At 37.3% G+C, this 22416-nt stretch carries 21 protein-coding genes and 1 tRNA gene; 4 read left to right on the top strand and 18 right to left on the bottom strand.

The features are described 5' to 3' along the window. Window positions 1-104: 104 nt before the first annotated feature. Window positions 105-299, top strand: a complete 195-nt coding sequence (locus PLX19_RS01030; RefSeq protein WP_272186660.1) for a hypothetical protein — start codon at window positions 105-107, stop codon at window positions 297-299. 30 nt (window positions 300-329) lie between these two features. Here PLX19_RS01030 and ysxE read toward each other — a convergent pair whose 3' ends face one another. The 8 genes from ysxE to hemA form a co-directional block, all read right to left on the bottom strand. Then, window positions 330-1352 carry a spore coat protein YsxE gene (gene ysxE / locus PLX19_RS01025; protein WP_272186659.1) on the bottom strand — a complete coding sequence of 341 codons (1023 nt, stop codon included), beginning with the start codon at window positions 1350-1352 and terminating at the stop codon, window positions 330-332. Window positions 1353-1416: 64 nt separating this feature from the next. After that, window positions 1417-2391 (bottom strand): stage VI sporulation protein D, encoded by a 975-nt coding sequence (spoVID, locus tag PLX19_RS01020; protein WP_272186658.1) that lies wholly within the window; start codon window positions 2389-2391, stop codon window positions 1417-1419. 170 nt (window positions 2392-2561) lie between these two features. After that, entirely contained in the window at window positions 2562-3851 is a 1290-nt protein-coding gene (gene hemL / locus PLX19_RS01015) for a glutamate-1-semialdehyde 2,1-aminomutase (protein WP_272186657.1), read from the bottom strand. Next, window positions 3851-4840, bottom strand: coding sequence for a porphobilinogen synthase (gene hemB / locus PLX19_RS01010; protein ID WP_272186656.1), 990 nt, complete (start codon window positions 4838-4840; stop codon window positions 3851-3853). The genes hemL and hemB overlap by 1 nt, the downstream gene beginning before the upstream one ends. Before the next feature lie 28 nt (window positions 4841-4868). Continuing rightward, entirely contained in the window at window positions 4869-5624 is a 756-nt protein-coding gene (locus PLX19_RS01005; protein WP_272186655.1) for a uroporphyrinogen-III synthase, read from the bottom strand. Window positions 5625-5628: 4 nt separating this feature from the next. Continuing rightward, the gene (hemC, locus tag PLX19_RS01000) at window positions 5629-6558 is read right to left on the bottom strand and encodes a hydroxymethylbilane synthase (protein WP_272186654.1); all 930 of its coding nucleotides are present in this window, start codon (window positions 6556-6558) and stop codon (window positions 5629-5631) included. 15 nt (window positions 6559-6573) lie between these two features. Next, window positions 6574-7407 carry a cytochrome c biogenesis protein gene (locus PLX19_RS00995; protein ID WP_272186653.1) on the bottom strand — a complete coding sequence of 278 codons (834 nt, stop codon included), beginning with the start codon at window positions 7405-7407 and terminating at the stop codon, window positions 6574-6576. A 16-nt stretch (window positions 7408-7423) separates the two neighbouring features. Continuing rightward, window positions 7424-8761 (bottom strand): glutamyl-tRNA reductase, encoded by a 1338-nt coding sequence (hemA, locus tag PLX19_RS00990; RefSeq protein WP_272186652.1) that lies wholly within the window; start codon window positions 8759-8761, stop codon window positions 7424-7426. A gap of 475 nt (window positions 8762-9236) precedes the next feature. Between hemA and PLX19_RS00985 the strand changes: the two genes are divergently transcribed. Continuing rightward, window positions 9237-9689 (top strand): MarR family winged helix-turn-helix transcriptional regulator, encoded by a 453-nt coding sequence (locus PLX19_RS00985; RefSeq protein WP_272186651.1) that lies wholly within the window; start codon window positions 9237-9239, stop codon window positions 9687-9689. Between the two features lie 2 nt (window positions 9690-9691). Further along, window positions 9692-10108: an organic hydroperoxide resistance protein gene (locus tag PLX19_RS00980; protein WP_272186650.1), complete on the top strand. Its 417-nt coding sequence runs from the start codon at window positions 9692-9694 to the stop codon at window positions 10106-10108. A 22-nt stretch (window positions 10109-10130) separates the two neighbouring features. On the opposite strand, the gene yihA is transcribed toward PLX19_RS00980, so the two are convergent. From yihA to PLX19_RS00940, 8 genes are all read right to left on the bottom strand, one after another. Beyond that, window positions 10131-10727: a ribosome biogenesis GTP-binding protein YihA/YsxC gene (yihA, locus tag PLX19_RS00975; protein ID WP_272186649.1), complete on the bottom strand. Its 597-nt coding sequence runs from the start codon at window positions 10725-10727 to the stop codon at window positions 10131-10133. Further along, window positions 10724-13054 (bottom strand): endopeptidase La, encoded by a 2331-nt coding sequence (gene lon / locus PLX19_RS00970; protein ID WP_272186647.1) that lies wholly within the window; start codon window positions 13052-13054, stop codon window positions 10724-10726. Before lon ends, yihA begins: the two co-directional genes overlap by 4 nt. 203 nt (window positions 13055-13257) lie before the next feature. Further along, a complete protein-coding gene (lonB, locus tag PLX19_RS00965; RefSeq protein WP_272186646.1) occupies window positions 13258-14928 on the bottom strand; it encodes an ATP-dependent protease LonB in 1671 nt (556 codons plus the stop codon). Between the two features lie 155 nt (window positions 14929-15083). Beyond that, a complete protein-coding gene (gene clpX / locus PLX19_RS00960; protein WP_272186645.1) occupies window positions 15084-16349 on the bottom strand; it encodes an ATP-dependent protease ATP-binding subunit ClpX in 1266 nt (421 codons plus the stop codon). A 264-nt stretch (window positions 16350-16613) separates the two neighbouring features. Then, window positions 16614-17897: a trigger factor gene (gene tig / locus PLX19_RS00955; protein ID WP_272186644.1), complete on the bottom strand. Its 1284-nt coding sequence runs from the start codon at window positions 17895-17897 to the stop codon at window positions 16614-16616. Between the two features lie 321 nt (window positions 17898-18218). Next, on the bottom strand, window positions 18219-19223 hold the full coding sequence (locus PLX19_RS00950) for a hypothetical protein (protein ID WP_272186643.1): 1005 nt from the start codon (window positions 19221-19223) through the stop codon (window positions 18219-18221). Between the two features lie 206 nt (window positions 19224-19429). Next, entirely contained in the window at window positions 19430-19678 is a 249-nt protein-coding gene (locus PLX19_RS00945) for a hypothetical protein (RefSeq protein ID WP_272186642.1), read from the bottom strand. Between the two features lie 268 nt (window positions 19679-19946). Continuing rightward, window positions 19947-20360, bottom strand: coding sequence for a group I intron-associated PD-(D/E)XK endonuclease (locus tag PLX19_RS00940; protein WP_272186641.1), 414 nt, complete (start codon window positions 20358-20360; stop codon window positions 19947-19949). Window positions 20361-20519: 159 nt separating this feature from the next. Between PLX19_RS00940 and PLX19_RS00935 the strand changes: the two genes are divergently transcribed. Further along, complete coding sequence (locus PLX19_RS00935; RefSeq protein WP_272186640.1) at window positions 20520-21134, top strand: PH domain-containing protein; 615 nt, start codon at window positions 20520-20522, stop codon at window positions 21132-21134. A 559-nt stretch (window positions 21135-21693) separates the two neighbouring features. On the opposite strand, the gene PLX19_RS00930 is transcribed toward PLX19_RS00935, so the two are convergent. After that, on the bottom strand, window positions 21694-22104 hold the full coding sequence (locus PLX19_RS00930) for a hypothetical protein (protein WP_272186639.1): 411 nt from the start codon (window positions 22102-22104) through the stop codon (window positions 21694-21696). Window positions 22105-22341: 237 nt separating this feature from the next. After that, a tRNA-Arg gene (locus PLX19_RS00925) sits at window positions 22342-22415 on the bottom strand. Window position 22416 lies beyond the last annotated feature (1 nt).

The raw sequence follows: 22416 nt of genomic DNA, 5'->3' as shown, positions 1-22416 counted from the left end.
GTGCAGCACAAGCACATTAAATGCCCATCCTGCATATTGTAATATCACATTTCCACTTCTCTTATGATTCTATTCTAGAGAAGGTTGTAATACGGAGGACAATTATGCGACGCTATCGACGCACGTACAACTTTTCAACTCCCTCATGGTTAAGAAATCTACAGACGATGTTTTCTGATTTTGCAATTCCACTTACAATTTTCCAAGGCATTCGTACTTTGCTGCTTCCTACGTTTTTAGATTTTGTTATTCTTGCTATTTTTATCGCGGCAACGATTCGCTTACATTATCAGCCGTAACCTCTTTATTTGGGCTACGGCCATTTTTTACTATGATTGATGCTCAGCAGCTTGAAGCTGTGCCACGAAATATTCAATATTGCTTATAAGCCAATGTGTTTGTTGGAGCATTCCCACATCATGCAATTCCTTCGTTTTATTACGAGTATTTCGGGTATCTGCATAGTCATGCACTTGTTTAATAAATGGTTTAGGATACGCTAAATATGCAAGCATAAGCAGCTTTTCTTCTTTCGTAAACGCAAAGTTCTTTTGATATATTTGATACCATTCATACCGATCATTTCTTGCAATTGGATACGTGTTAAAGGAGCGTGAATAAAATTGAACAATATCTTGAACCGGAGTAGCAAACCCTGCATCTTCTAAACTAATAAAATAACCATTTCGCTGATAATCGAATAAAAAATGATTCATGGAAACATTGCCATGAGTAAATGAAATACGTGTTTTTTCTTTTTCTTTCATCGCTTCATGCCATTCTGAAAATTGTTTCTTTGCAAATTCATGAGCACGCATCGCTTGATGAAAGTACGTACAATATTGCAATTCAAACGGAGACATATACCACTTCGCTTCTGATTCAACTAAAAACTCCTCTAGTAATACACTATCTTGTTCCCAGCGATTTGAAATCGTATCAAAATGTCCTTGAATTGCTTCTTCTGTCACATCTTCTTCTCGCACTGTTTTTTTATGCATCATAGCAAGTGTTTGAAACATTTTATGATACTGATCATTATCTTCTCCTTGGCTCTCTGCGCTTCCAAGCCAAGGCATTAAATAATAACTATGCTCACCATCACTTAAAACGTGCCTTCCATCTTTCGTATGATAAATAGGAGCAAAATTCGTAAATCCTTTTTCTCGTAAAAACTGAACATAATACATAAGATTGCTGCGTTCTAATTTTTGAGGAGGCAATTTTTTTAACGCATATGGACCTTGGTTCGTATAAATTTTGATTACATTCCCATATTCCTCAATATGCTCAGGAGCTAATTGATATAGCTGCAAAATAGACGCATAACGGTCTCGTAATTCCATGTCCATACGAACAACGACCCTTTCTACAGGAGCGTAAAACAGAAAAGAGGTGAGGAAGATTTCTCTTCACTCACTTTGTTCTCGCCTTTGATACTGGTATATATAAAATTTGTCCTGCTGTTAAATACAAATCTTCGGTTTGATTGATACGATGTAAATGTTGAACGGAAGTATCATAACGCTCTGCAACAGATTCAATCGTGTCACCTTCTTGCACAAAATATAGTCGCAGCTTTGTAAATTCATCTTCTGGTTGCTTTGAAAATAATTTTGTTAAATATAGCGCGTTTTCATCCCGCTGTGAATATAAAACTTCTTCTTGCTCTTCCTCATCAATATGTTGTATTTTCGCTTCTTTACGCCCAAAGACCAACTGCGGTGCGACAACTTCTTCATGTCTTTGTTCTTCCTCTTGCCTTTGTTCCTCTTCTTCGTTTTCTTCCTCCTCATCTAGTTCAGGCTCCGGTTCTTGACGAGCTTCTAGCTGAAATGGCTCAAAAGCATAATCTTCCCATTCATCAGTCTCTACCTCTTCTTCTACTCTTTCTTCCATTGCTTCTTCTACTGCTTCTTCCACTTCATGCTCTTCGTCACGCAATCCATGAATTGAAATATCCGCCAAAAGCTGCAAACAACCATTTTCTAATAGTTCATAATCAAACTCTTCGATACCCACATACAAATCTTCTGCTTGCTTCACGCGGCCGCGTGGAATGGAAATCTCCAGTGGAAACGAATGCACTAATTCATTTACCCCATCATCGCGCGTTTCCACATAATCTATCGTACGTGCTGGTGATAATTCTCGTAATGAAAACGTCTCTGTTTCTTCTTTCGGGATATATTCTCCTGTTAGATCTAGCTGTCCAAATACAACAATTTCATATTCACGCTCTTCTATAGCAACATCAGGATCTAATGAAATCGAAAGTAATTCACTGACTTCCTGTCCTTTTTGGAACCACACAGATTCTTTCAACGAAAACCGCAATGAAGTTTGTTGATCTGCTGCCACTTCGTATCCCCCTCTCAAACTATATGTCATTACAGGTTTATGTGAGGAATAGCGACTTTATGAATAAAAAAATTACTGCGCCCAAAAACCAAAAGTGACTTGCACTCATCTTCTCTCTTTATTTTCACACCAGACAAAAAAAGACCTGACCGCTTCTACGCGCGGTCAGGCCCTCTCGCCTCTCCTAAAAAAAAGGCTTTTTATCCTTTTAATTTAGACATAGCAATTTCTGCAGCAGCAATCGTTGCTTCAATATCAGCGTCGCTATGTGCTGTTGATAAGAACAAACCTTCAAATTGAGAAGGTGGTAAAAATACACCTTGTTCTACCATTTCACGATAATACGCTGCAAAATATTCTAAATTGGACGCTTTTGCTGTTTCGTAATTGATAACTTTTTCATCTGTAAAGAAAATACCGACCATAGAACCAGCGCGATTAATACAATGTGGAACACCATATTTTACCGCTACTTCATGTAAACCCTTTTCAAGCATTTCAGCTTTACGCTCAAATTCTTTATAGCTTTCTGGTGTTAACTGGACAAGCGTTTCATATCCTGCAGTCATTGCTAATGGATTACCAGATAATGTACCAGCTTGATAAATTGGTCCGCTCGGTGCTACTTGCTTCATAATTTCAGCTTTACCACCATATGCTCCGACAGGAAGTCCGCCACCAATTACTTTCCCTAAACATGTTAAATCAGGTGTTACTTCAAAATATCCTTGTCCGCAATCATAAGCTACGCGGAAGCCCGTCATTACTTCATCAAAAATAAGAAGCGCCCCGTATTCTGTTGTCACATCACGAAGACCTTGTAAAAACCCTGGAAGCGGTGGTACGACACCCATATTTCCAGCTACTGGCTCTACAATGACACACGCAATATCATCACCGAACTGTTCAAATGCATATTTCACACTTTCTAAATCGTTATACGCAACAGTAATTGTATTTTTCGCAACGCCTTCTGGCACGCCAGGGCTATCAGGTAAACCAAGCGTAGCCACACCAGAACCAGCTTTAATTAAAAGGGAATCACCATGTCCGTGATAACAGCCTTCAAATTTTAAAATTTTATTACGGCCTGTATAACCGCGCGCTAAGCGAAGCGCACTCATTGTCGCCTCTGTTCCAGAGTTAACCATACGTACAATTTCAATAGACGGAACACGGTCGATTACAAGCTGCGCTAATTTATTTTCAATTTCCGTCGGTGCTCCGAAGCTTGTTCCTTTTTCTACTACTGCTTTTAACGCTTCCACAACCTGATCGTTGGAATGACCATGAATAAGCGGCCCCCATGATAGTACGTAATCAATGTATTCATTTCCATCAATATCATAAACTTTAGAGCCTTTTCCGCGCTCCATAAATAATGGATTCATACCGACAGATTTAAAAGCACGCACTGGACTATTTACACCGCCCGGCATTAAATCTTTTGCTGTTGCAAATGCTTCAATCGATTTCTCAAAACTTTTCATTATCGTGCGCCTCCTTCTTGTAACCATCTCGCTGCGTCTTTTGCATGATACGTGATAATTAAATCTGCTCCTGCACGCTTCATGCTTAATAATTTTTCAAGAACAATATCTTGTTCATTAATCCAACCATTTTGCGCTGCTGCTTTAATCATCGAATATTCACCACTCACGTTATATGCAACAACTGGAAGGTTAAAGTTATTTTTCACATCACGAATAATATCTAAATAAGAAAGCGCTGGCTTTACTATTAAGAAGTCTGCTCCTTCCATCACATCGGATTCAGCTTCACGAATGGCTTCTAGGCGATTGGCTGAGTCCATTTGATATGTTTTACGATCACCAAATTGCGGTGCACCATGTGCAGCATCGCGAAACGGTCCGTAAAAAGCAGACGCATATTTCACTGCGTATGACATAACCGGAACATGCGTAAAGCCATTTTCATCTAACTCATGACGAATAGCAGTTACAAACCCATCCATCATATTAGATGGTGCAATAATATCTGCCCCCGCTTTCGCTTGACTTACTGCTGTTTTCGCAAGTAGTTCAAGTGATGCATCATTTACAATCATCCCGTCTTCAATTACACCACAATGTCCGTGACTTGTATATTGGCATAAACATGTATCTGCAACAACAACTAGCTCTGGAAACTGCTCTTTAATTTGTGAAATGGCACGTTGTACAATCCCATGTTCACAATAAGCGGAAGAACCGACTTCATCTTTTTCAGCAGGTAAACCGAACACAATAACAGAGCGAATGCCTAAATCAACAACTTCTTGCATCTCTGCTTGCAGGTGATCTAATGAAATTTGATATACACCTGGCATAGAAGGAACTTCATTACGCTTATTTTCTCCTTCTAGAACAAAAATCGGATAAATGAAATCTTCTGTATGTAAATGTGTTTCACGTACAAGGGCACGCATATTCGCGCTTTGTCTTAAACGACGATGACGGTTAAATTGTAAAGGATTCATAACTTTTCCATCTCCAATTCTTAAAGTTTCACTTTATTATATTTTCTGAAATGCATTGTAACATAGCTTCAATTGTATATTCTGTTGGAACGAGAAGATTTTGAAAATATTTCCGAGCTTTTCGTTCTGTAACAGGACCTATACAAGCAATTGTACATCCTTTTATCCATTCTCTCCAGTTTTCACCTTCAAGCAATGTAAGAAAACTTTGTACAGTTGACGGACTTGTAAAAGTAATCACGTCAATTCCTCTTGATTGCAGAGCATCGATAAGTTGTTCACGCATTTGCAGATGGACTGCTGTTTCATATACAACAAGTTCGCGGACAATTGCCCCGTGATTTCGCAGCGCCTCTCTTATAACATCTCTTGCTAAATTTCCTTTTGGCAGTAATATACGCGTCCCGCTTTCAATATGATTTACAAATTCTTTCGCAAATGCTTCAGCTACAAATGTAGTTGGTACAAAATGAACATCGTAGCCACGACGCTCTAATTCTTGCTTTGTCTTCACGCCAACCGCAGCAATTTTCATAGTATGCGGCAACGGTTGCCCCACACCATCTAAAAAAAAATCCACACCATTTTTACTTGTGAAAACAATCCAATCATATGTGCTTAATTCCTCACGCACCTGTTGAAATTGTTCATGGGCAGTTGCTGTTATATGTAAAAGCGGAATTTCCACTGGAATTCCGCCATGTTTTTGCACTGCTACACTCATTTGCTTCGCTTGTTGCTGGGCTCTTGTAATTAGCACTGTTTTTCCGCAAAGGGAAATCATATTGCTAATTTTTCTCCTGATTTGCTGCAGCAATCAGTTCTTTTGCGCCTTGCTCGATTAACAAGTCTGCTGCTCGCTCTCCAACTTCCCCAGCATGTTTACCAACAACAACTTCTTTCAATAAGACAGTGCCATCTGTCGATCCAACAAGAGCTGTTAATTCAATTTGGTCATCCTCTTGGAGCGTTGCATATCCAGCAATCGGAACTTGACAACCTCCTTCTAACTTGTGTAGAAATACACGCTCTGCTTCTACTGTTCTCGCTGTTACATGATCATTTAAATGACTTAATAATTGTAATAAATCCGCATCATCCTCGCGACATTCAATAGATAGCGCACCTTGACCGACAGCTGGTACACATACCGTTTCTTCTAAATACCCTGTAATCACATCATCTGCCCAGCCCATTCGCTTTAGTCCTGCAGCAGCTAAAATGATTGCATCGTAATCTTCTTCCTTTAGCTTTCGTAGTCTCGTATCAATATTTCCACGAATCCATTTCACTTGTAAATCAGGACGCACAGCTAACAACTGTGCACTGCGGCGTAAACTACTTGTACCGATTACCGCTCCTTCTGGTAACTCCTCAAACAGTTCCCCATTTTTAGAAATAAACGCATCACGCGGATCCACACGTTTTGGAATACATCCAATTGTTAATCCCTCAGGAAGTACCGCCGGCATATCCTTCATGCTATGAACAGCCATATCAATTTCCTTTGTTAAGAGCGCATGTTCAATCTCTTTTACGAATAACCCTTTTCCGCCGACTTTCGAAAGTGTCACATCTAAAATAACGTCACCTTTCGTTACAATTTCTTTTACTTCAAATTCATATGGCAATCCTAGCTCCTTTAATTGATCAATAAACCAATTTGTTTGCGTTAATGCCAATTTACTTTTTCTTGATCCTACAATAATTTTGCGCATATTTTTCTCTCCTCATTATAAGTACCAAAAATGGAAGTTCGATAAACTACTAAATAAGAAAATATTAATTAACATAATAAGAAAGGCTCCAATATTCCAGCTCGCAATTTTCTTTCCCTGTAATGTATCTGATCCTCGTAAATAAATACCTGCACAGTATACAAACAAGACGACGAAAGATCCGATTACCTTTGCGTCATACCAATGAAAATTATCTAACTTCGTATATCCCCATAGACACCCAAGCAAAATGGCAAATAAAAAGAAAGGTACAGAAAATAAATTTAAACCGTACGACATAGAATCCAGCTTCGGCAAATTCCCCAACCGCCTTAATCTTGCATTCCATTTTTTTTGCTTTAATAAACGATATTGAATTAAATACATAATGGAAAAAATAAAAGAAACTGTAAACGTCGCATAGGAAGTAATCGCCATACCAATATGTACATAAACAAGCTCCGAAACTAATTGATCTGCTAATACCGGCGACATTTTTCCAAGCGGTGTAAAAATAGAAAAAACGCTTACACCAAACGCAATCATATTTGTGAAAAAGACTAAAAAGTCAATGCGCATGAATCGGTTAATCATTAATGATAGTGTAATTAATAGCCATACATAAAAATAAATACCCGATAGCAACGTTAAAATTGGATTAATTTCCGCTTCTGTTGCCCGAAGTAACATAAATATTGAATAGAGTACCCATACAACAGAAAGTAACCAAAAGGCAATCCTGTTCGCCCTTCGGTTACTTTGAAAATAATCTATGAAATATAAACTAACGCTGCAGGCATATAAAATAATGGCAATATGATAAATAATGCTATTGTTTAAAACACCCATCCGTTTATCCTTTCCATTACAAAGATGGAACGAATACTGTCCACTTCTCCGTTTGTTTCCATTCTGCTTCGCTCTCTTTCACTACTTCTTTCGCATTTAAATCGAAAATTTTCGCAAATAGAGCAAGTTTTTCTTTCGCATCCTCTTGAGCCGCTAACTCTTTCGCATTTAAAATCGGATCTTTTAACAATTGATTAATAATACTTTTCGTATGCTTACTAATCACTTTTCGTTCCCGCTCTGTTAACGTTGGGATTTTCCGTTCAATACTTTGCATTGTTTCACTTTGAATTGCTAATGCTTTATCGCGAAGTTCCGAAATTAACGGTACAACACCAAGTGTATTCAACCACGACTTAAATAGCATCATTTCTTCTTCAATCATAATTTGAATTTTCTCAGCTTCTTTTAATCGCTCAGCACGATTCGCTTCCACAACACCTTGTAAATCATCAATATCATACAAGAAAACACTTTCTAACGCATCAATTACTGGATCAATATCACGCGGCACTGCAATATCTACCATAAAGAGCGGACGACCAGAACGCATGCTTTCTACTTTGGACATCATTTCTTTCGTAATCACATATTCAGTAGCCCCTGTTGAGCTAATTACAATATCAGCTTCTAACAGTGCGCACTGCAACTGATCCAACGGCTTTGCAAGCCCCATATATTTTTTTGCCATCGTTTCTGCTTTTGCAAACGTACGATTCATAACAGTTACTTTATGAGCACCGCTCCCGTACAAATTCTGCAGTGCTAATTCCCCCATTTTCCCCGCACCAAGAATAAGAACGTGGCAATCTTTCAAATCACCAAAAATTTTCTTTCCAAGCTCAACAGCTGCATAACTTACCGACATTGCATTACCGCCAATTGTTGTTTCAGAATGTGCACGTTTCGCTAATGTAACGACTTGTTTAAACAATGTATTAAATATCGTTCCTGTCGTTTTTATTTCTTGCGCAAGTAAGAAGCTATTACGAATTTGACCTAAAATTTGCGTTTCTCCAACTACCATTGAATCTAATCCACATGTTACGCGGAATAAATGATCTGTGGCACCGTCTTGTTCATATAGAGACAGATACGGTGCAATTTCTTCTATTTCAAGCTGAAACCAATCAGCCATAAACTTCTTAATATAATAACGTCCTGTGTGTAACTGGTCTACTACAGCATAGATTTCCGTTCGATTGCACGTTGATACAATGACATTTTCTAATACACTTTTTTGCTTTTGCAACGTTGTCATTGCTGTCTCTAATTCTGCTTCCTGAAACGTTAGTTTCTCACGAATTTCTACAGGGGCTGTTCGATAGTTAACACCAACAACAAGAATATGCACGCAGCATGTCCCCCTTCAACCGTTTTTTCATCTTATCTACTATCATAATACAACTTTCCCCTTATAAATCTGACAATCGTGTGAACACCTTCTCTTTTACTCCCTTACTTATCTGACAATAAGCCATCTCCCTTGATAAGTAAAGAATGAAAAGTGAGAAAAACTTTTCATATAGAAGAATAATTTTCGTTTCTTCGCTTAACTAACCTCTTCCGAAAAGGAAACTCCACTTTATAATAATTATAAAATAACGATTCTATCTGTACGTTACCAAAAAAAATTGTCGGAATCAAGTAATGGAAACTATTCCATACATATCAGAAAGACTAACTTTCCTTAGCTTCTTTCAATTGAATAAAAATATGTATGATTATTCCAAACGATAGATTTTCTTTTTGTTTGACATTTCGTTTTTTTTATTTTATATTAATTTCACAAAATTAAATTGTGCACAATTTAAAAAGGAGAGATACTCATGCATGAGAATCCTTTACATCTAGATAATCAGCTTTGTTTTTCTATTTACGCTTGTTCTAGAGAAGTTACACGTTTTTATCGTCCTTATTTAGAAGAAATGGGCATTACGTATCCGCAGTACATCACTTTGTTAGTATTATGGGAACAAGACGGCATTACAGTAAAAGAAATTGGCGAACGATTATTTTTAGACTCTGGTACATTAACGCCCATGTTAAAAAGAATGGAAAGTTTACACCTTGTTAAACGTGTTCGTTCGAAGGAAGATGAGCGAAAAGTATGTATTGAACTAACAGAACAAGGAGCTGCTTTAAAAGAAAAAGCATGTTCATTACCAGAAACAATGGCATCACATTTAGGAATTACAGAAAAAAATTATACAACTTTATTAATTCAATTAAATAAATTAATTGAAACAATGAAGACAATTAATGATAGAAAAGGGGAATAACCATGGAAACATTATATACTGCTACTGTAACAGCAACAGGTGGACGAAACGGAAAAGTAATCTCTGAGGATGGTGTATTAAACCTTGATGTAAAAATGCCAAAAGTATTAGGTGGTATGGGCGGCGCAGCAACAAATCCTGAACAATTATTTGCGGCAGGTTATGCAGCTTGTTTTGATAGTGCATTGCAGCTTGTCATTCGTACAAAACGCGTAAAAGTAGAAAGTACAGAGGTAACTGCTCATGTATCGATTGGCAAAGATACAGATGGTGGATTTGGATTAGCTACCACATTAGATGTACGTATAGCGGGCGTATCTCACGAAGAAGCAAAACAATTAGTCGAAGCTGCACACGGAGTATGCCCATACTCTAAGGCAACAAGAGGAAATATGGAAGTTACTTTAAACGTACTATAAAATAAAAAACGTGTGACACTCGTCACACGTTTTTTGTACTTGTAAACTTATGAATCGCTTTCCACGCTTCTTCTTTCCCAAGACCCGTTTCTGAAGAGAATAGTACAACTTCATCTCCTGGTTCTACATCAAGCGTTTCTTTCACAACTTTCAAATGCTTTTGCCATTTTCCCTTTGGAATTTTATCAGCTTTTGTTGCAATAATGATTGTTGGAATTTCATAATGTTTTAAGAAATCATACATCATCACATCGTCGTTCGTTGGCTTATGTCGTAAGTCAATAACAAGAACAGCTGCATTTAGCTGCTGTCTTGTTGTGAAATACGTTTCAATCATTTTACCCCATGCTGCTCGTTCTGATTTTGATACTTTCGCGTAACCATAACCTGGTACATCCACAAAATGCATCATATCATTAATGATGAAAAAGTTTAGCGTTTGCGTTTTTCCTGGTTTAGAAGAAATACGCACTAATTTTTTTCGATTTAAAATTTTATTTATAAAGGATGATTTTCCTACATTTGAACGACCCGCTAATGCGATTTCTGGTAAATCGCCCTCAGGATATTGTTCTGGTTTGACTGCACTAATGACAATCTCAGCTTTTGTTACCTTCATTTTTTCACTCCTACTAATGCATGCTCTAGTACCTCATCTAAATGAGAGACTGGCACAAACGTAAGGTTTTCCTTTACGCTTTCTGGAATATCTTCTAAATCTCTTTCATTTTCTGCTGGTAAAATAATTTTCTTTAACCCTGCTCGATGTGCGCTCAACGTTTTTTCTTTCAATCCACCAATCGGTAACACGCGGCCACGAAGTGTAATTTCACCTGTCATTCCCACTTCTTTACTAACAGGAATACCTGTTAATGCTGAAATAAGAGCTGTTGCCATCGTAATCCCCGCTGATGGTCCGTCTTTTGGCACTGCACCTTCAGGAACATGAATATGAATATCATGTTTTTCATGGAAATCAGGATCAATATGTAATTCTTCTGCACGAGAACGAATGTAACTAAATGCCGCTTGTGCAGATTCTTTCATCACATCACCAAGTTTTCCCGTTAAAATCAACTTCCCTTTACCCGGGGATACAGATACCTCAATCGCAAGCGTATCTCCACCAGCTGCTGTATACGCTAAGCCTGTTGCCATACCTACTTGATCTTTCGTTTCTGCTTGACCATAACGGAATATACGTTTTCCAAGTAATTCAGTAATATTCTTCTCCGTTACAACGACGCGCTTACGCTCTTCCGTTACAATAATCTTCGCCGCTTTCCGGCAAAGCTTCGCAAGCTGACGTTCTAACGTACGAACACCCGCTTCACGCGTATAGTAACGAATGATTTCAAGAATCGCTTCATCGCGCACTTGTAAATTCCCTTTTTTCAACCCATGTTCCTTCAACTGTTTCGACAATAAATGTTCACGGGCAATATGTACTTTTTCAAGTTCTGTATAACCAGCAATAGAAATAATCTCCATGCGGTCAAGAAGCGGACCTGGAATGCTTGCAAGCGTATTTGCAGTTGCAACAAACATCACTTTTGATAAATCATACGGCTCTTCAATGTAATGATCACTAAAATTATGATTTTGTTCCGGATCTAATACCTCTAACAATGCTGCTGAAGGATCACCGCGGAAATCATTGGACATTTTATCAATCTCATCTAATAAGAAGACAGGATTGATTGTTTTTGCTTTTTTCATCCCTTGAATAATGCGACCGGGCATCGCACCGACATACGTACGACGATGACCACGAATTTCCGATTCATCACGTACACCGCCAAGTGATACACGAACAAAATTACGATTCACTGATGTCGCAATTGAACGAGCTAACGATGTTTTCCCAACCCCAGGAGGACCAACTAAACAAAGAATAGGCCCTTTTAACGAATTAGTAAGCTTTTGTACCGCTAAATATTCAAGCACACGTTCTTTCACTTTTTCAAGTCCATAATGCTCTTCATTTAAAATATTTTCAGCACGTACAAGATCGATACGATCTTCCGTTGCCTCCGTCCAAGGAAGAGATAATAACCAATCAATATAATTGCGAATGACACCGCTCTCCGCTGAACTTGCCGGCAATTTCTCATAACGATCTAGCTCTTTCAATGCCGCTTTCATCGTTTCTTCCGGCATTCCTAATTGTTCAATCTTTTCGCGAAGCTCTTCTACTTCGCCGCCTTTTCCTTCTTTATCACCAAGCTCTTTTTGAATAGCTTTCATTTGTTCACGTAAGAAGTACTCTTTTTGTGTACGCTCCATAGAACGTTTCACTTGTTGACCAATTTTCTTTTCTAAGTTTAATAACTCTTTTTCATCTTGAATAAAAGAAATAAGCGTATGTAATCGTTCTTTCGCTGCAGTAATTTCTAAAATTTGTTGCTTTTGCTTCATTTTGAGCGGCAAATGAGATGATATGAGATCAGCTAATCGACCTGATTCCTCAACATCAACAACTGTCGCAAATGTTTCACCAGAAATTTTCTTAGACAGCTTAATATATTGCTCAAAATACTCAATTAATGTACGCATAAGCGCCTTTTCTTCTAAATCGCCTTCTTCTTCTTCAATTAACATGCGGACATTAGCTGTAATTACATCATCTTCTTCAATGAACTCTGTCATTTCTACTCTATGTAAACCTTCAACAAGGATACGCATCGTCCCATTTGGTAATTTAAGCATTTGCTTCACTTTTGCTAACGTACCTACTTTATAAACATCATCTTCTTTCGGATCATCGATATTCACGTCTTTTTGCATCGCTAAAAAAATCACATTTTCATCCATAGCCGCCTGCTCAAGCGCTTTGATCGATTTATCACGTCCTACATCAAGATGCAGAACCATCGTCGGATATACGAGAACGCCTCTTAATGGTAGGAGGGGCACGATTCTTTCGTTTGCATTCATATTAGACATAGCACCTCCATAAATATCTTTGTTTCCCTATTTTATATTACAATAAAGCCTTATGCAATCGCAGAGACTTAATACACTGTTTCCTGTTCAAGAAAAAGGACTTCGCTTAAGCATATAATGACTTTAGCGAAGTCTAAAATATTCGAGTGATTTAACTTTCTTTTTAACGAAAACGGCCCGATTTGATTTGCTAACAAATTTCTTCAAATCGATTGTGCATCATCTTCCCCAAAAGCAAGCAACGTATCGTCTGTTCGCTCTATTTTCTCTTGTATACATGCTAATACAAATACTTCTTTTAATTTTCGTACAGGAACAATTTCAATACCTTTAATTGTATAAAGAAGAGGTTGCATATTTTCTGCTGGGATGAGCACTTTCTTTGCCCCAGCCTTTTTCGCAGCTTTTACTTTCGCATAAACGCCGCCAACTGGTTTTATTTCCCCGTGAATACTAATTTCACCGGTCATCGCTACTTCATTATTGACATACATACGATGAACTGCAGAATATACACCTGTTGCAATTGCAATGCCGGCAGATGGACCATCAATTGGAACACCACCTGGAAAGTTAATATGTATATCATATCCTTCTGGTAATAAATCCAGGGAACGAAGGACAGTTACAACATTATCAACAGAACCTTTCGCCATACTTTTACGGCGAATCGATTTTGATTGATTGCCGATACTTTCCTCTTCAACAATCCCTGTTACCACTACAGACCCTTTTTCCTTTGCTGGAATTGCTGTTACTTCCATTTCGAGTAATGCTCCTGTATTGGGTCCATATACAGCCAAACCATTTACAAGGCCGATTCTCGGAATTGGATATATACGTTTTTCATATTTAGGAGTCAGTTGGCTGGAATGAATCACCCATTCAATATCTTCATCCTTTATGGAAGAGCGTCCCTCGTTAATTGCCATTCCAGCAGAGATTTGTACAAGGTTAATGGCTTCTCTTCCATTTCGTGCGTACATCCCAATCATTTCTACGCCTTGTTTCCCTATCTCCATACCTACCTTTTCAGCAGCGTTTCTAGCTACCGCTTCAATCTCGTCTGTATCTAATTCACGAAAAAAGACTTCTAAACAACGCGAGCGAATCGCTGGAGGAATTTCCTCCGGTGAACGTGTTGTTGCGCCAACAAGACGAAAATCAGCTGGTAATCCCTTTTGGAAAATATCGTGTATATACGTTGGAATAAAGGAATTTTCCTCACTATAATATGCACTTTCCAAAAACACTTTGCGATCCTCCAACACTTTTAACATTTTATTCATTTGAATTGGATGAAGCTCTCCAATCTCATCAATAAACAAAATGCCTCCATGTGCATCTGTGACCGCTCCTTTTTTCGGTTGAGGAATACCCGCTTGTCCCATCGCACCAGCCCCTTGATAAATCGGGTCATGAACAGAACCAATTAACGGATCAGCAATCCCTCGTTCATCAAACCGAGCTGTAGTGGCATCAAGTTCAATAAATGTTGCATTCATGCGAAACGGAGACTTCATATTTTTCTTCGCTTCTTCTAATACGAGCCTAGCCGCTGCTGTTTTCCCAACTCCTGGTGGTCCATATATAATGACATGCTGTGGATTTGGTCCGCACAAAGCTGCCTTTAATGATTTAATGCCATCTTCTTGTCCGACAATATCGGCAAATGACGTCGGACGAACCTTTTCAGCAAGCGGTTCTGTTAAAGAAATTTCTCGCATTTTCCGAAGTTGCTCCAGCTCTTTCTTTGATTCTCTATCGATTGAAACTTTTTGCGTTCGCTGGTTACGGAGTAAATGCCAAAAATATAATCCGACAATTACACCAAAGACTAGTTGAACGATTAAAAAAATATTTGTCCAGCTCATATTCATTTCCTCCCGCTATGTTTTACTCTTCAGTATCCCCTGGGAGGAAACACGCTAAACATAAGAAGAAACAGCAATTATATAATTGCTGTTTCTATCGTTTATATTCCACTTCATAAATAATGGGGGCCAAAGCCCCCATTATTCAAAACACTTTATGCAGATGTTTTTGTATCTTGCTCAAGTACAGTACCATCTTGCAACACTAATTTTGGTGTAGCATTTTCTGTTACTGTTTCTTTTGAAATCACACATTTTTCAATGTCTTTACGAGATGGAAGTTCGAACATCACATCTAGCATCAAACCTTCAATAATAGAACGAAGTCCACGTGCACCTGTTTTACGTTCAATTGCTTTTTTGGCAATTTCAACAAGAGCTCCTTCTTCAAACTCTAATTCAACATCATCAAGCTCCAATAACTTTTGGAACTGCTTCACAAGCGCATTTTTCGGCTTTGTTAAGATGTCAACAAGAGCACCTTCATCAAGTGGCTCTAAGTTCGCAATAACTGGAAGACGACCAATAAATTCTGGAATTAATCCGAATTTTAATAAATCTTCTGGCAATACATGCGATAAAACATGTTTTTCTGTTACATCAGCATTTTTCTTCTCAGAACCGAAACCAATCACTTTTTCACCAAGACGGCGTTTAATGATTGGTTCAATACCATCAAATGCACCGCCACAAATGAATAAAATGTTTGTTGTATCGATTTGAATAAACTCTTGATGCGGATGCTTACGACCACCTTGAGGTGGAACGCTCGCTACAGTTCCTTCTAAAATTTTAAGAAGTGCCTGTTGCACACCCTCACCAGATACGTCACGCGTAATTGACGGATTTTCTGACTTACGAGCCACTTTATCAATCTCGTCAATATAAATGATTCCTTTTTCTGCTTTCTCTACATCATAATCAGCTGCTTGAATAAGTTTTAATAAGATGTTTTCTACATCTTCCCCTACATATCCAGCTTCCGTTAAAGATGTTGCATCAGCAATTGCAAATGGAACATTTAAAATACGTGCTAACGTTTGAGCTAATAACGTTTTACCGCTACCTGTTGGCCCAATTAAGGCAATATTACTTTTCGCTAATTCTACATCATCAATTTTGCTGCTAGAATTAATGCGCTTGTAATGATTATATACCGCCACCGCTAATGCTTTCTTCGCTTGATCTTGTCCGATTACGTATTCATCTAAAATCTCACGAATTTCTACCGGTTTCGGTACATCTTTGAATTCTACTTCTTCATCTTTTGCAAGCTCCTCTTGCACGATTTCTGTGCAAAGTTCTATACATTCATCACAAATGTAAACCCCAGGACCTGCCACAAGTTTTCGAACTTGCGTTTGTGTTTTACCACAGAAAGAACATTTCAATTGTCCTTTTTCATCATTAAATTTAAACATATTTTCACACCCCTTACAAAGTGCTAAAACCTTGCCTTCGTATGTACACGATAAATGTATCGTATGTAAATACATATTATGTCACTACGTGGCGAGAAATACAAATAATATGGTTAGTTATGTACAAATAAAAAATTTTTAAAACTTTTGAAATATGTATATTCGACTTTCGAAGAATCATTTCCTTCTTCATAACAAAATGTTTTACAAATATATTTATATTTATAAAACAAGGCACGAGCAATGTCGCGCCTTGTTATTTTATTATGCAGTCTTGCTGTTATCTACTAAGAAATCTACAGCTTTACGAACTTGAAGTTCTTCTTTTACACCTTCAACGTTACCAAGAGCTTGTTTCACAGCGTCTACTGGCATGTTGTACATTTCAGCCATTTTTTCAACTTCTGCATTTACTTCTTCTTCTGTTGCTTCAATTTTTTCAGCTTCGATGATAGCTTCAAGAACAAGGTTAGTTGTTACGCGTTTTGCAGCGTCTTCTTTCATTTGTCCTTTTAATTTCTCTTCATCAGTACCTGTGAATTGGTAGTAAAGTTCTAAGTTCATGCCTTGGTAGCTTAGGCGTTGCTCGAATTCACGAACCATACGATCTAACTCAGTTTCGATCATAGCTTCTGGAATTTCGATTTCTGCATTTGCAGAAGCTTTTTCTACTACTTCGTCACGAACTTTTTGCTCAGCTTCTTGCTTTTTGCTTACTTCTAAGTTTTCACGAATTTTTGCTTTTAACTCATCAAGAGTTGCAACTTCTTCGTTTGCATCTTTTGCGAACTCGTCATCTAAAGCAGGAAGTTCTTTCACTTTAATCTCATGAACTGTTACTTTAAATGTTGCTGGTTTACCAGCTAGTTCAGCTGCATGGTATTCTTCTGGGAATGATACTTCCACTTCTTTTTGTTCCCCAGCTTTTAGACCAACTAATTGCTCTTCAAATCCTGGGATGAATGTGTTAGAACCGATTGCTAAAGAGTAGTTTTCGCCTTTTCCACCTTCGAATGCCTCGCCATCAACGAAACCTTCGAAGTCGATTACAGCTGTATCACCGTTTTCAACAGTGCCATCTTCTTTCACTACAAGCTCAGCTTGACGCTCTTGTAAAGATGTTAATTCGTTCTCTACATCTTCTTCAGTTACAGTAGCATCGATTTTCTCTACTGTTAAACCTTTGTATTCGCCTAATTTCACTTCAGGTTTTACAGTTACTTTTGCAGTGAAAATTAAGTTTTGACCTTTTTCGAATTTCTCGATGTCAATTTCAGGGTGAGCAACTGGGAAGATACCAGTTTCATCGATTGCCTCTCCGTATGCTTTTGGTAAGATGATATCTAAAGCATCTTGGTATAAAGATTCTACACCGAAGCGTTGTTCGAATAGAGGACGAGGCATTTTCCCTTTACGGAAGCCTGGTACATTGATTGTTTTTACTACCTTTTTGAACGCAGCGTCTAAAGAGTTGTTTACTTCTTTCGCATCAACTTCGATTGTTAAAACGCCAACGTTACCTTCTAATTTTTCCCATTTTGCAGCCATTTATTCTTTCCCTCCAACTATAATAATGTATGCACATACCTTTAGAAATCGAAGCCTTTATCGTTTCTCAATATAGAAACAAAAAACGCAAACTGATAAATTCAGCCTTCTACCCACTATAAAAAGCTTTGGATATACTTCTCAATCTATTATTTGTCGAAAAGACAAATGCGGTATATTTTGTTCGAGAATAATATGAAACATATAAGTAAGAGAATATTTGTTTCTATTCTCTTATAAAAAGGCATATTTAAGCCTTTTGCAACCCTTACATTATAACATAGAATACTCTCGTTTCAATAACTGAAACATTCTTTTTCATTATACTGGCATAAACCCTTCTTTCTCAATACGTAAAAACCACTGATATGCAATATGGTATTCTTCCAGTGTAATACCATACTCACGAAGAAGCTTCTCTTCATGAATTGGCATTCCAAAGCGTTTCCTTCCAACTCTCTCTAAAACAGCTGCCCATAACTCATCTTTGTCCGTTAATAGAGGAAACGGGAAGAGACTTGTCTGCATTTCTTTCCAATATGTAATAATCGCCCCATACATCGATGGGTTATCATGCTCTAATCGTTCAGACAATATATGTAACACTTTTTCTGTATCATATTGATTATAAGCCAAATTAGCCGGTATAACTGTTATTGTATCGCCAAACTTCTCTATATCTACCTTCTCTTGTATTCCAAAGTCCATTAGTACGTATAAGATAGAAGTTTTAATATATGGGTGTTTCGTTTCATCTAATAAAAAAATGCGCAACGTCGGCAACGCCTTCTCAACATGTTTAGTCGCAAGACGATTCACCGCGCGCAGCTGCTCTCCGTAGTCACCATTCAACAAAGCATCTGCAAACGCAGGTTCATCAAAAGATAAACTTTCATCAATCTCTACTACTTCTTCACTCTCTAGCATACCCTTCGCAAACAAGGCAAGTTGTGCTAATTTTTCCTTTTGTTCTACTGTTATTTCTTTCGTTTGTAAAACAGACTGCACTGTTTCAATAATACCTTCATAATCATTTGTTTGCACTAAAATCGTAATATACGTTTCGAGAATATCTTGAAATAAGAACTCCCCTGTTTCAAGTAATTTCTCGCATCGTTCTTTCGCTTCTTCCATTTCCTTTAATTCTAGCAAACAAATAACAGAAGCTAATTCTGATTGCTCTGTCTGTGCTCCGTATTGGCGCAACATTTCGAAGTTTTTTAACGCTTCCTCAAACCGACGTTCACGTAAAGCAATAAACCCTTCGTCGGTAAATCGCACTGACAATTGCGGAAACAATACGACCGTACTTTCTTTTTTATCCATACGCTCGCCTCTTTTTTTAGATTTTCAATACACTTTAAAGTTAATATAACAAATGACAGTTCGGAACACAATAATTGGAATCTGTTCGTTTTTATTGAGAAAATATCAATTTCTTCTATATAAAAATAGAATATACCAGCGGGAAATACGAAAGCAGAAATTTCATGAATAAAATAAACAACTCTCTGCTATCGGTGCGGAGAGTTCTAATGGAAAGCTTTTATAATAGTAGGATATATAAAGAGGGTTATGACTTGAAGAACAATAAACGTCATCACAATGACGCCAAAAAAGAAAATAAGCTTACTACGTTTCATCAATAACATAATAATTATAATTGTACAGATAATTGAACAGACGAAAAGTACACTTACACTTGAACTTAATAATCCGCCCGGAAGCATGAATAATAAGATTACACTACAAACGCCAATCATTCCTAATAGCCATTCCATTCTCTGTCCCCTTAAGTCTTTATTTATGCTATTAACTGTTTCACAACCTCGATCATGTGCGCTAGTTTGTCATACGCAGCAACACCAAAAGCAATTGTTAAAGCCGCTACAGCTAATCCTTTCATTACTTTTCCTCCTCGATTCGTCTTTGTTACCTTTATTATAAAATGTTTAGAAATAGTTACCATCGAACTACCTTACATGTACCTTACAGAATTGTAAGATTTCTCAAAAAACAATATCCCAGTTAACATATACTGGGGTAGTTTTATAGTATCTCCCTATATTTATCCGCAAAATTTATATACTTTTCTTGATAATTTTGCGGAGCTTTAACTCTTAAACTAATTGATTTCCGAAAGACTTTAGGATCGAAATAATAACACAAATCAGTTTGAGGACAATACACACAATAAACATCAATTTCTTCTTTATCTACATTTTTCATAGTTGTCCCTTTTCCAGTTGAATAACTGGAGCGAAACCTTATTTCAAGAATTCCTTTGTCATTCAATTCTCTATATTTCACTTGAATCCGTGTAAACACGCCATCTTTATAAGCAACAAGCTCAAAAGGAGCATGCTCAGTATGAGGAACAAGTATCATATAACCCTTTTCATACAAATCAACTTGTGCTTTTAAAACTCCTAAATCTCCTTTTGTTTTTGTATGATGATACACAATAACACCACCTATAGAGATTTTCTCAAACAGAATTACCACTATAAAATTTCATTCCATCGTTCGTTTCTTCCTTCTTATATTTAACATTTCTTTCCATGTAAATGATATAATATTATTGCGATGATTCTGAAAACAATAGCGAAAGGATGATTCACTATGTTCAAAAAAGTTGCAGCTGATATGCTTGGCCTAAGTGATATTGGATCCGTTATTACCCCTGCTGATTACGATAAAGTAGATGCTGACGATTATGTGATGCATGAAGAAAATGAAAAAATTTATTTTTTAATCAAATCAAAAACAGACGAGTATTGCTTTACAAATACCGCTCTTATTCACGTTGACGGCACGAGTGCGGTAAGTAAGAAACGTACACTTCGCCGTTATAATTACAACACACATAAAATTTCGAACGTCCTGCTTGAAACAGCTGGAACCGTCGATTTAGATATCGAAATTAAATTTACTATGGGCGGGGAACATTACTCCATTGACATACATAAAAAACATATTGAAGAAGTGAAAGATTTATATAAGGCACTTCTAAAAATTGCTGAAATTACTCACGAAAATGACATCGCAACGCAATACGCTCATAAAAGCCTAGAAATGGCATCTTCTACATTAGGTAATGTACGAAATGCCGAAGTATATCTTGCAGCACAGTTTAAAGAAATTAATCAAATTGCGTTCAACTGGCTTGTGGATACGAAAAAACAGTACAATGTAAAAGATTTTGGGTTTGTGTTTGAGAAGTTTATTAACAATTAATGTGACATCACAAAAAAGGAAAGTATCCTTTAGGACACTTTCCTTTTTTGCTCTATATCTTTTTGAAGGAAAATCACATGAAACTTAACATATCGATAATCCCTCTATTTATTTACTAGCTATAATCATCCTTTATACATTTTGGGTATATGTTTCAAATTAGTTGGCTTATGTACCCAAATACACTTTACTTCTCTGACGGTTCTTTGAAACAAACAACGCAATCTACCCTGCCGTTCTTTCTAGCATTGCCATTCTATTGGCTGATGCAAAAAAGAATACGTTCAAGAAACAAATAAAAACCTTAGTACTAAAAAATAACTTTTAATGAAGAATTGCGGTTCATCACCAAAAGACGGGGGTGACATTTAGATAGATGTACACTCCACTCCGAGTGGACGCTTTCCGTGGGCGAGAGCGAGCCTCCTCGGCAAGCCTGCGGGGTCTCACTTTCCTCGCTATTCCCGCAGGAGTCGCCACTCTCCGTTCCGTGTATTGAAAATGATTCACTTTCAAAAAATCAACCCCATGTTACGGTGACGAACCAAAATTGCACATTTTAATACAAAGATGTATTTTCTTTAATTTCTATATCAAGTTTTCCATTGTCATCAATAGATTTTATAGTTATTACAGCATTTCCAGAATAACCTTTTTCAAAATATCCAATCACATATTCTGTGTGTAAAATTCCTTTGTTATCTTTATATTGAAGTTTCATTGCACCCTCATCAAAATCCTTATTCGAATTCTCGGTTGGATTTACATTGAGTTTATAAATTTCACCTGATGCAGTTAAGGGTATCTTAATATCCGATTTAATATTATCATAAGTCAAATATAAACCCGACACTTCTTTATTTGTTTGATTTTTCACCTTAATATCAAATCCATCTTGCACAAGAACATAGCCCACAAGCCCTACAATCCCTATGACCATAACCGTTATTACAACTAAAAATTGTTTCACTTATTTATCCCCTCGCGAACTACAAATCTTCCCATTCGATATTTCTACTACTAAAATAAATATTCTGTTCATTATTCAAATAACCTGCTTTAATTTTTAACATAATCAAAAGTTAAGCAAATTACAGATTCCTTTACTACCTTTTCTTTTAACCCAAACAAAAAACCTCTCACACCGTTTAAACAAACGATATAAGAGGTATAAAAAAAAGAAGTGCACTCGTGCACTTCTCTGTAGCGTCCCAGGAGAGATTCGAACTCCCGACCGACGGCTTAGAAGGCCGTTGCTCTATCCTGCTGAGCTACTGGGACA

It is taken from the genome of Bacillus sp. BP-3 (assembly GCF_028401955.1).
Classification (GTDB): domain Bacteria; phylum Bacillota; class Bacilli; order Bacillales; family Bacillaceae_G; genus Bacillus_A.
Note: the sequence above shows the minus strand (reverse complement) of the source record. Positions and strands in the feature narration are given on the sequence as shown.

What these genes read in the sequence shown, in the direction of transcription:
- PLX19_RS01030 (WP_272186660.1), top strand. Translation starts at nt 105, where the DNA reads ATGCGACGCTATCGACGCACGTACAACTTTTCAACTCCCTCATGGTTA.
- ysxE (WP_272186659.1), bottom strand. Translation starts at nt 1,352, where the DNA reads ATGGACATGGAATTACGAGACCGTTATGCGTCTATTTTGCAGCTATAT.
- spoVID (WP_272186658.1), bottom strand. Translation starts at nt 2,391, where the DNA reads ATGACATATAGTTTGAGAGGGGGATACGAAGTGGCAGCAGATCAACAA.
- hemL (WP_272186657.1), bottom strand. Translation starts at nt 3,851, where the DNA reads ATGAAAAGTTTTGAGAAATCGATTGAAGCATTTGCAACAGCAAAAGAT.
- hemB (WP_272186656.1), bottom strand. Translation starts at nt 4,840, where the DNA reads ATGAATCCTTTACAATTTAACCGTCATCGTCGTTTAAGACAAAGCGCG.
- PLX19_RS01005 (WP_272186655.1), bottom strand. Translation starts at nt 5,624, where the DNA reads ATGATTTCCCTTTGCGGAAAAACAGTGCTAATTACAAGAGCCCAGCAA.
- hemC (WP_272186654.1), bottom strand. Translation starts at nt 6,558, where the DNA reads ATGCGCAAAATTATTGTAGGATCAAGAAAAAGTAAATTGGCATTAACG.
- PLX19_RS00995 (WP_272186653.1), bottom strand. Translation starts at nt 7,407, where the DNA reads ATGGGTGTTTTAAACAATAGCATTATTTATCATATTGCCATTATTTTA.
- PLX19_RS00985 (WP_272186651.1), top strand. Translation starts at nt 9,237, where the DNA reads ATGCATGAGAATCCTTTACATCTAGATAATCAGCTTTGTTTTTCTATT.
- PLX19_RS00980 (WP_272186650.1), top strand. Translation starts at nt 9,692, where the DNA reads ATGGAAACATTATATACTGCTACTGTAACAGCAACAGGTGGACGAAAC.
- yihA (WP_272186649.1), bottom strand. Translation starts at nt 10,727, where the DNA reads ATGAAGGTAACAAAAGCTGAGATTGTCATTAGTGCAGTCAAACCAGAA.
- lon (WP_272186647.1), bottom strand. Translation starts at nt 13,054, where the DNA reads ATGTCTAATATGAATGCAAACGAAAGAATCGTGCCCCTCCTACCATTA.
- lonB (WP_272186646.1), bottom strand. Translation starts at nt 14,928, where the DNA reads ATGAGCTGGACAAATATTTTTTTAATCGTTCAACTAGTCTTTGGTGTA.
- clpX (WP_272186645.1), bottom strand. Translation starts at nt 16,349, where the DNA reads ATGTTTAAATTTAATGATGAAAAAGGACAATTGAAATGTTCTTTCTGT.
- tig (WP_272186644.1), bottom strand. Translation starts at nt 17,897, where the DNA reads ATGGCTGCAAAATGGGAAAAATTAGAAGGTAACGTTGGCGTTTTAACA.
- PLX19_RS00950 (WP_272186643.1), bottom strand. Translation starts at nt 19,223, where the DNA reads ATGGATAAAAAAGAAAGTACGGTCGTATTGTTTCCGCAATTGTCAGTG.
- PLX19_RS00945 (WP_272186642.1), bottom strand. Translation starts at nt 19,678, where the DNA reads ATGGAATGGCTATTAGGAATGATTGGCGTTTGTAGTGTAATCTTATTA.
- PLX19_RS00935 (WP_272186640.1), top strand. Translation starts at nt 20,520, where the DNA reads ATGTTCAAAAAAGTTGCAGCTGATATGCTTGGCCTAAGTGATATTGGA.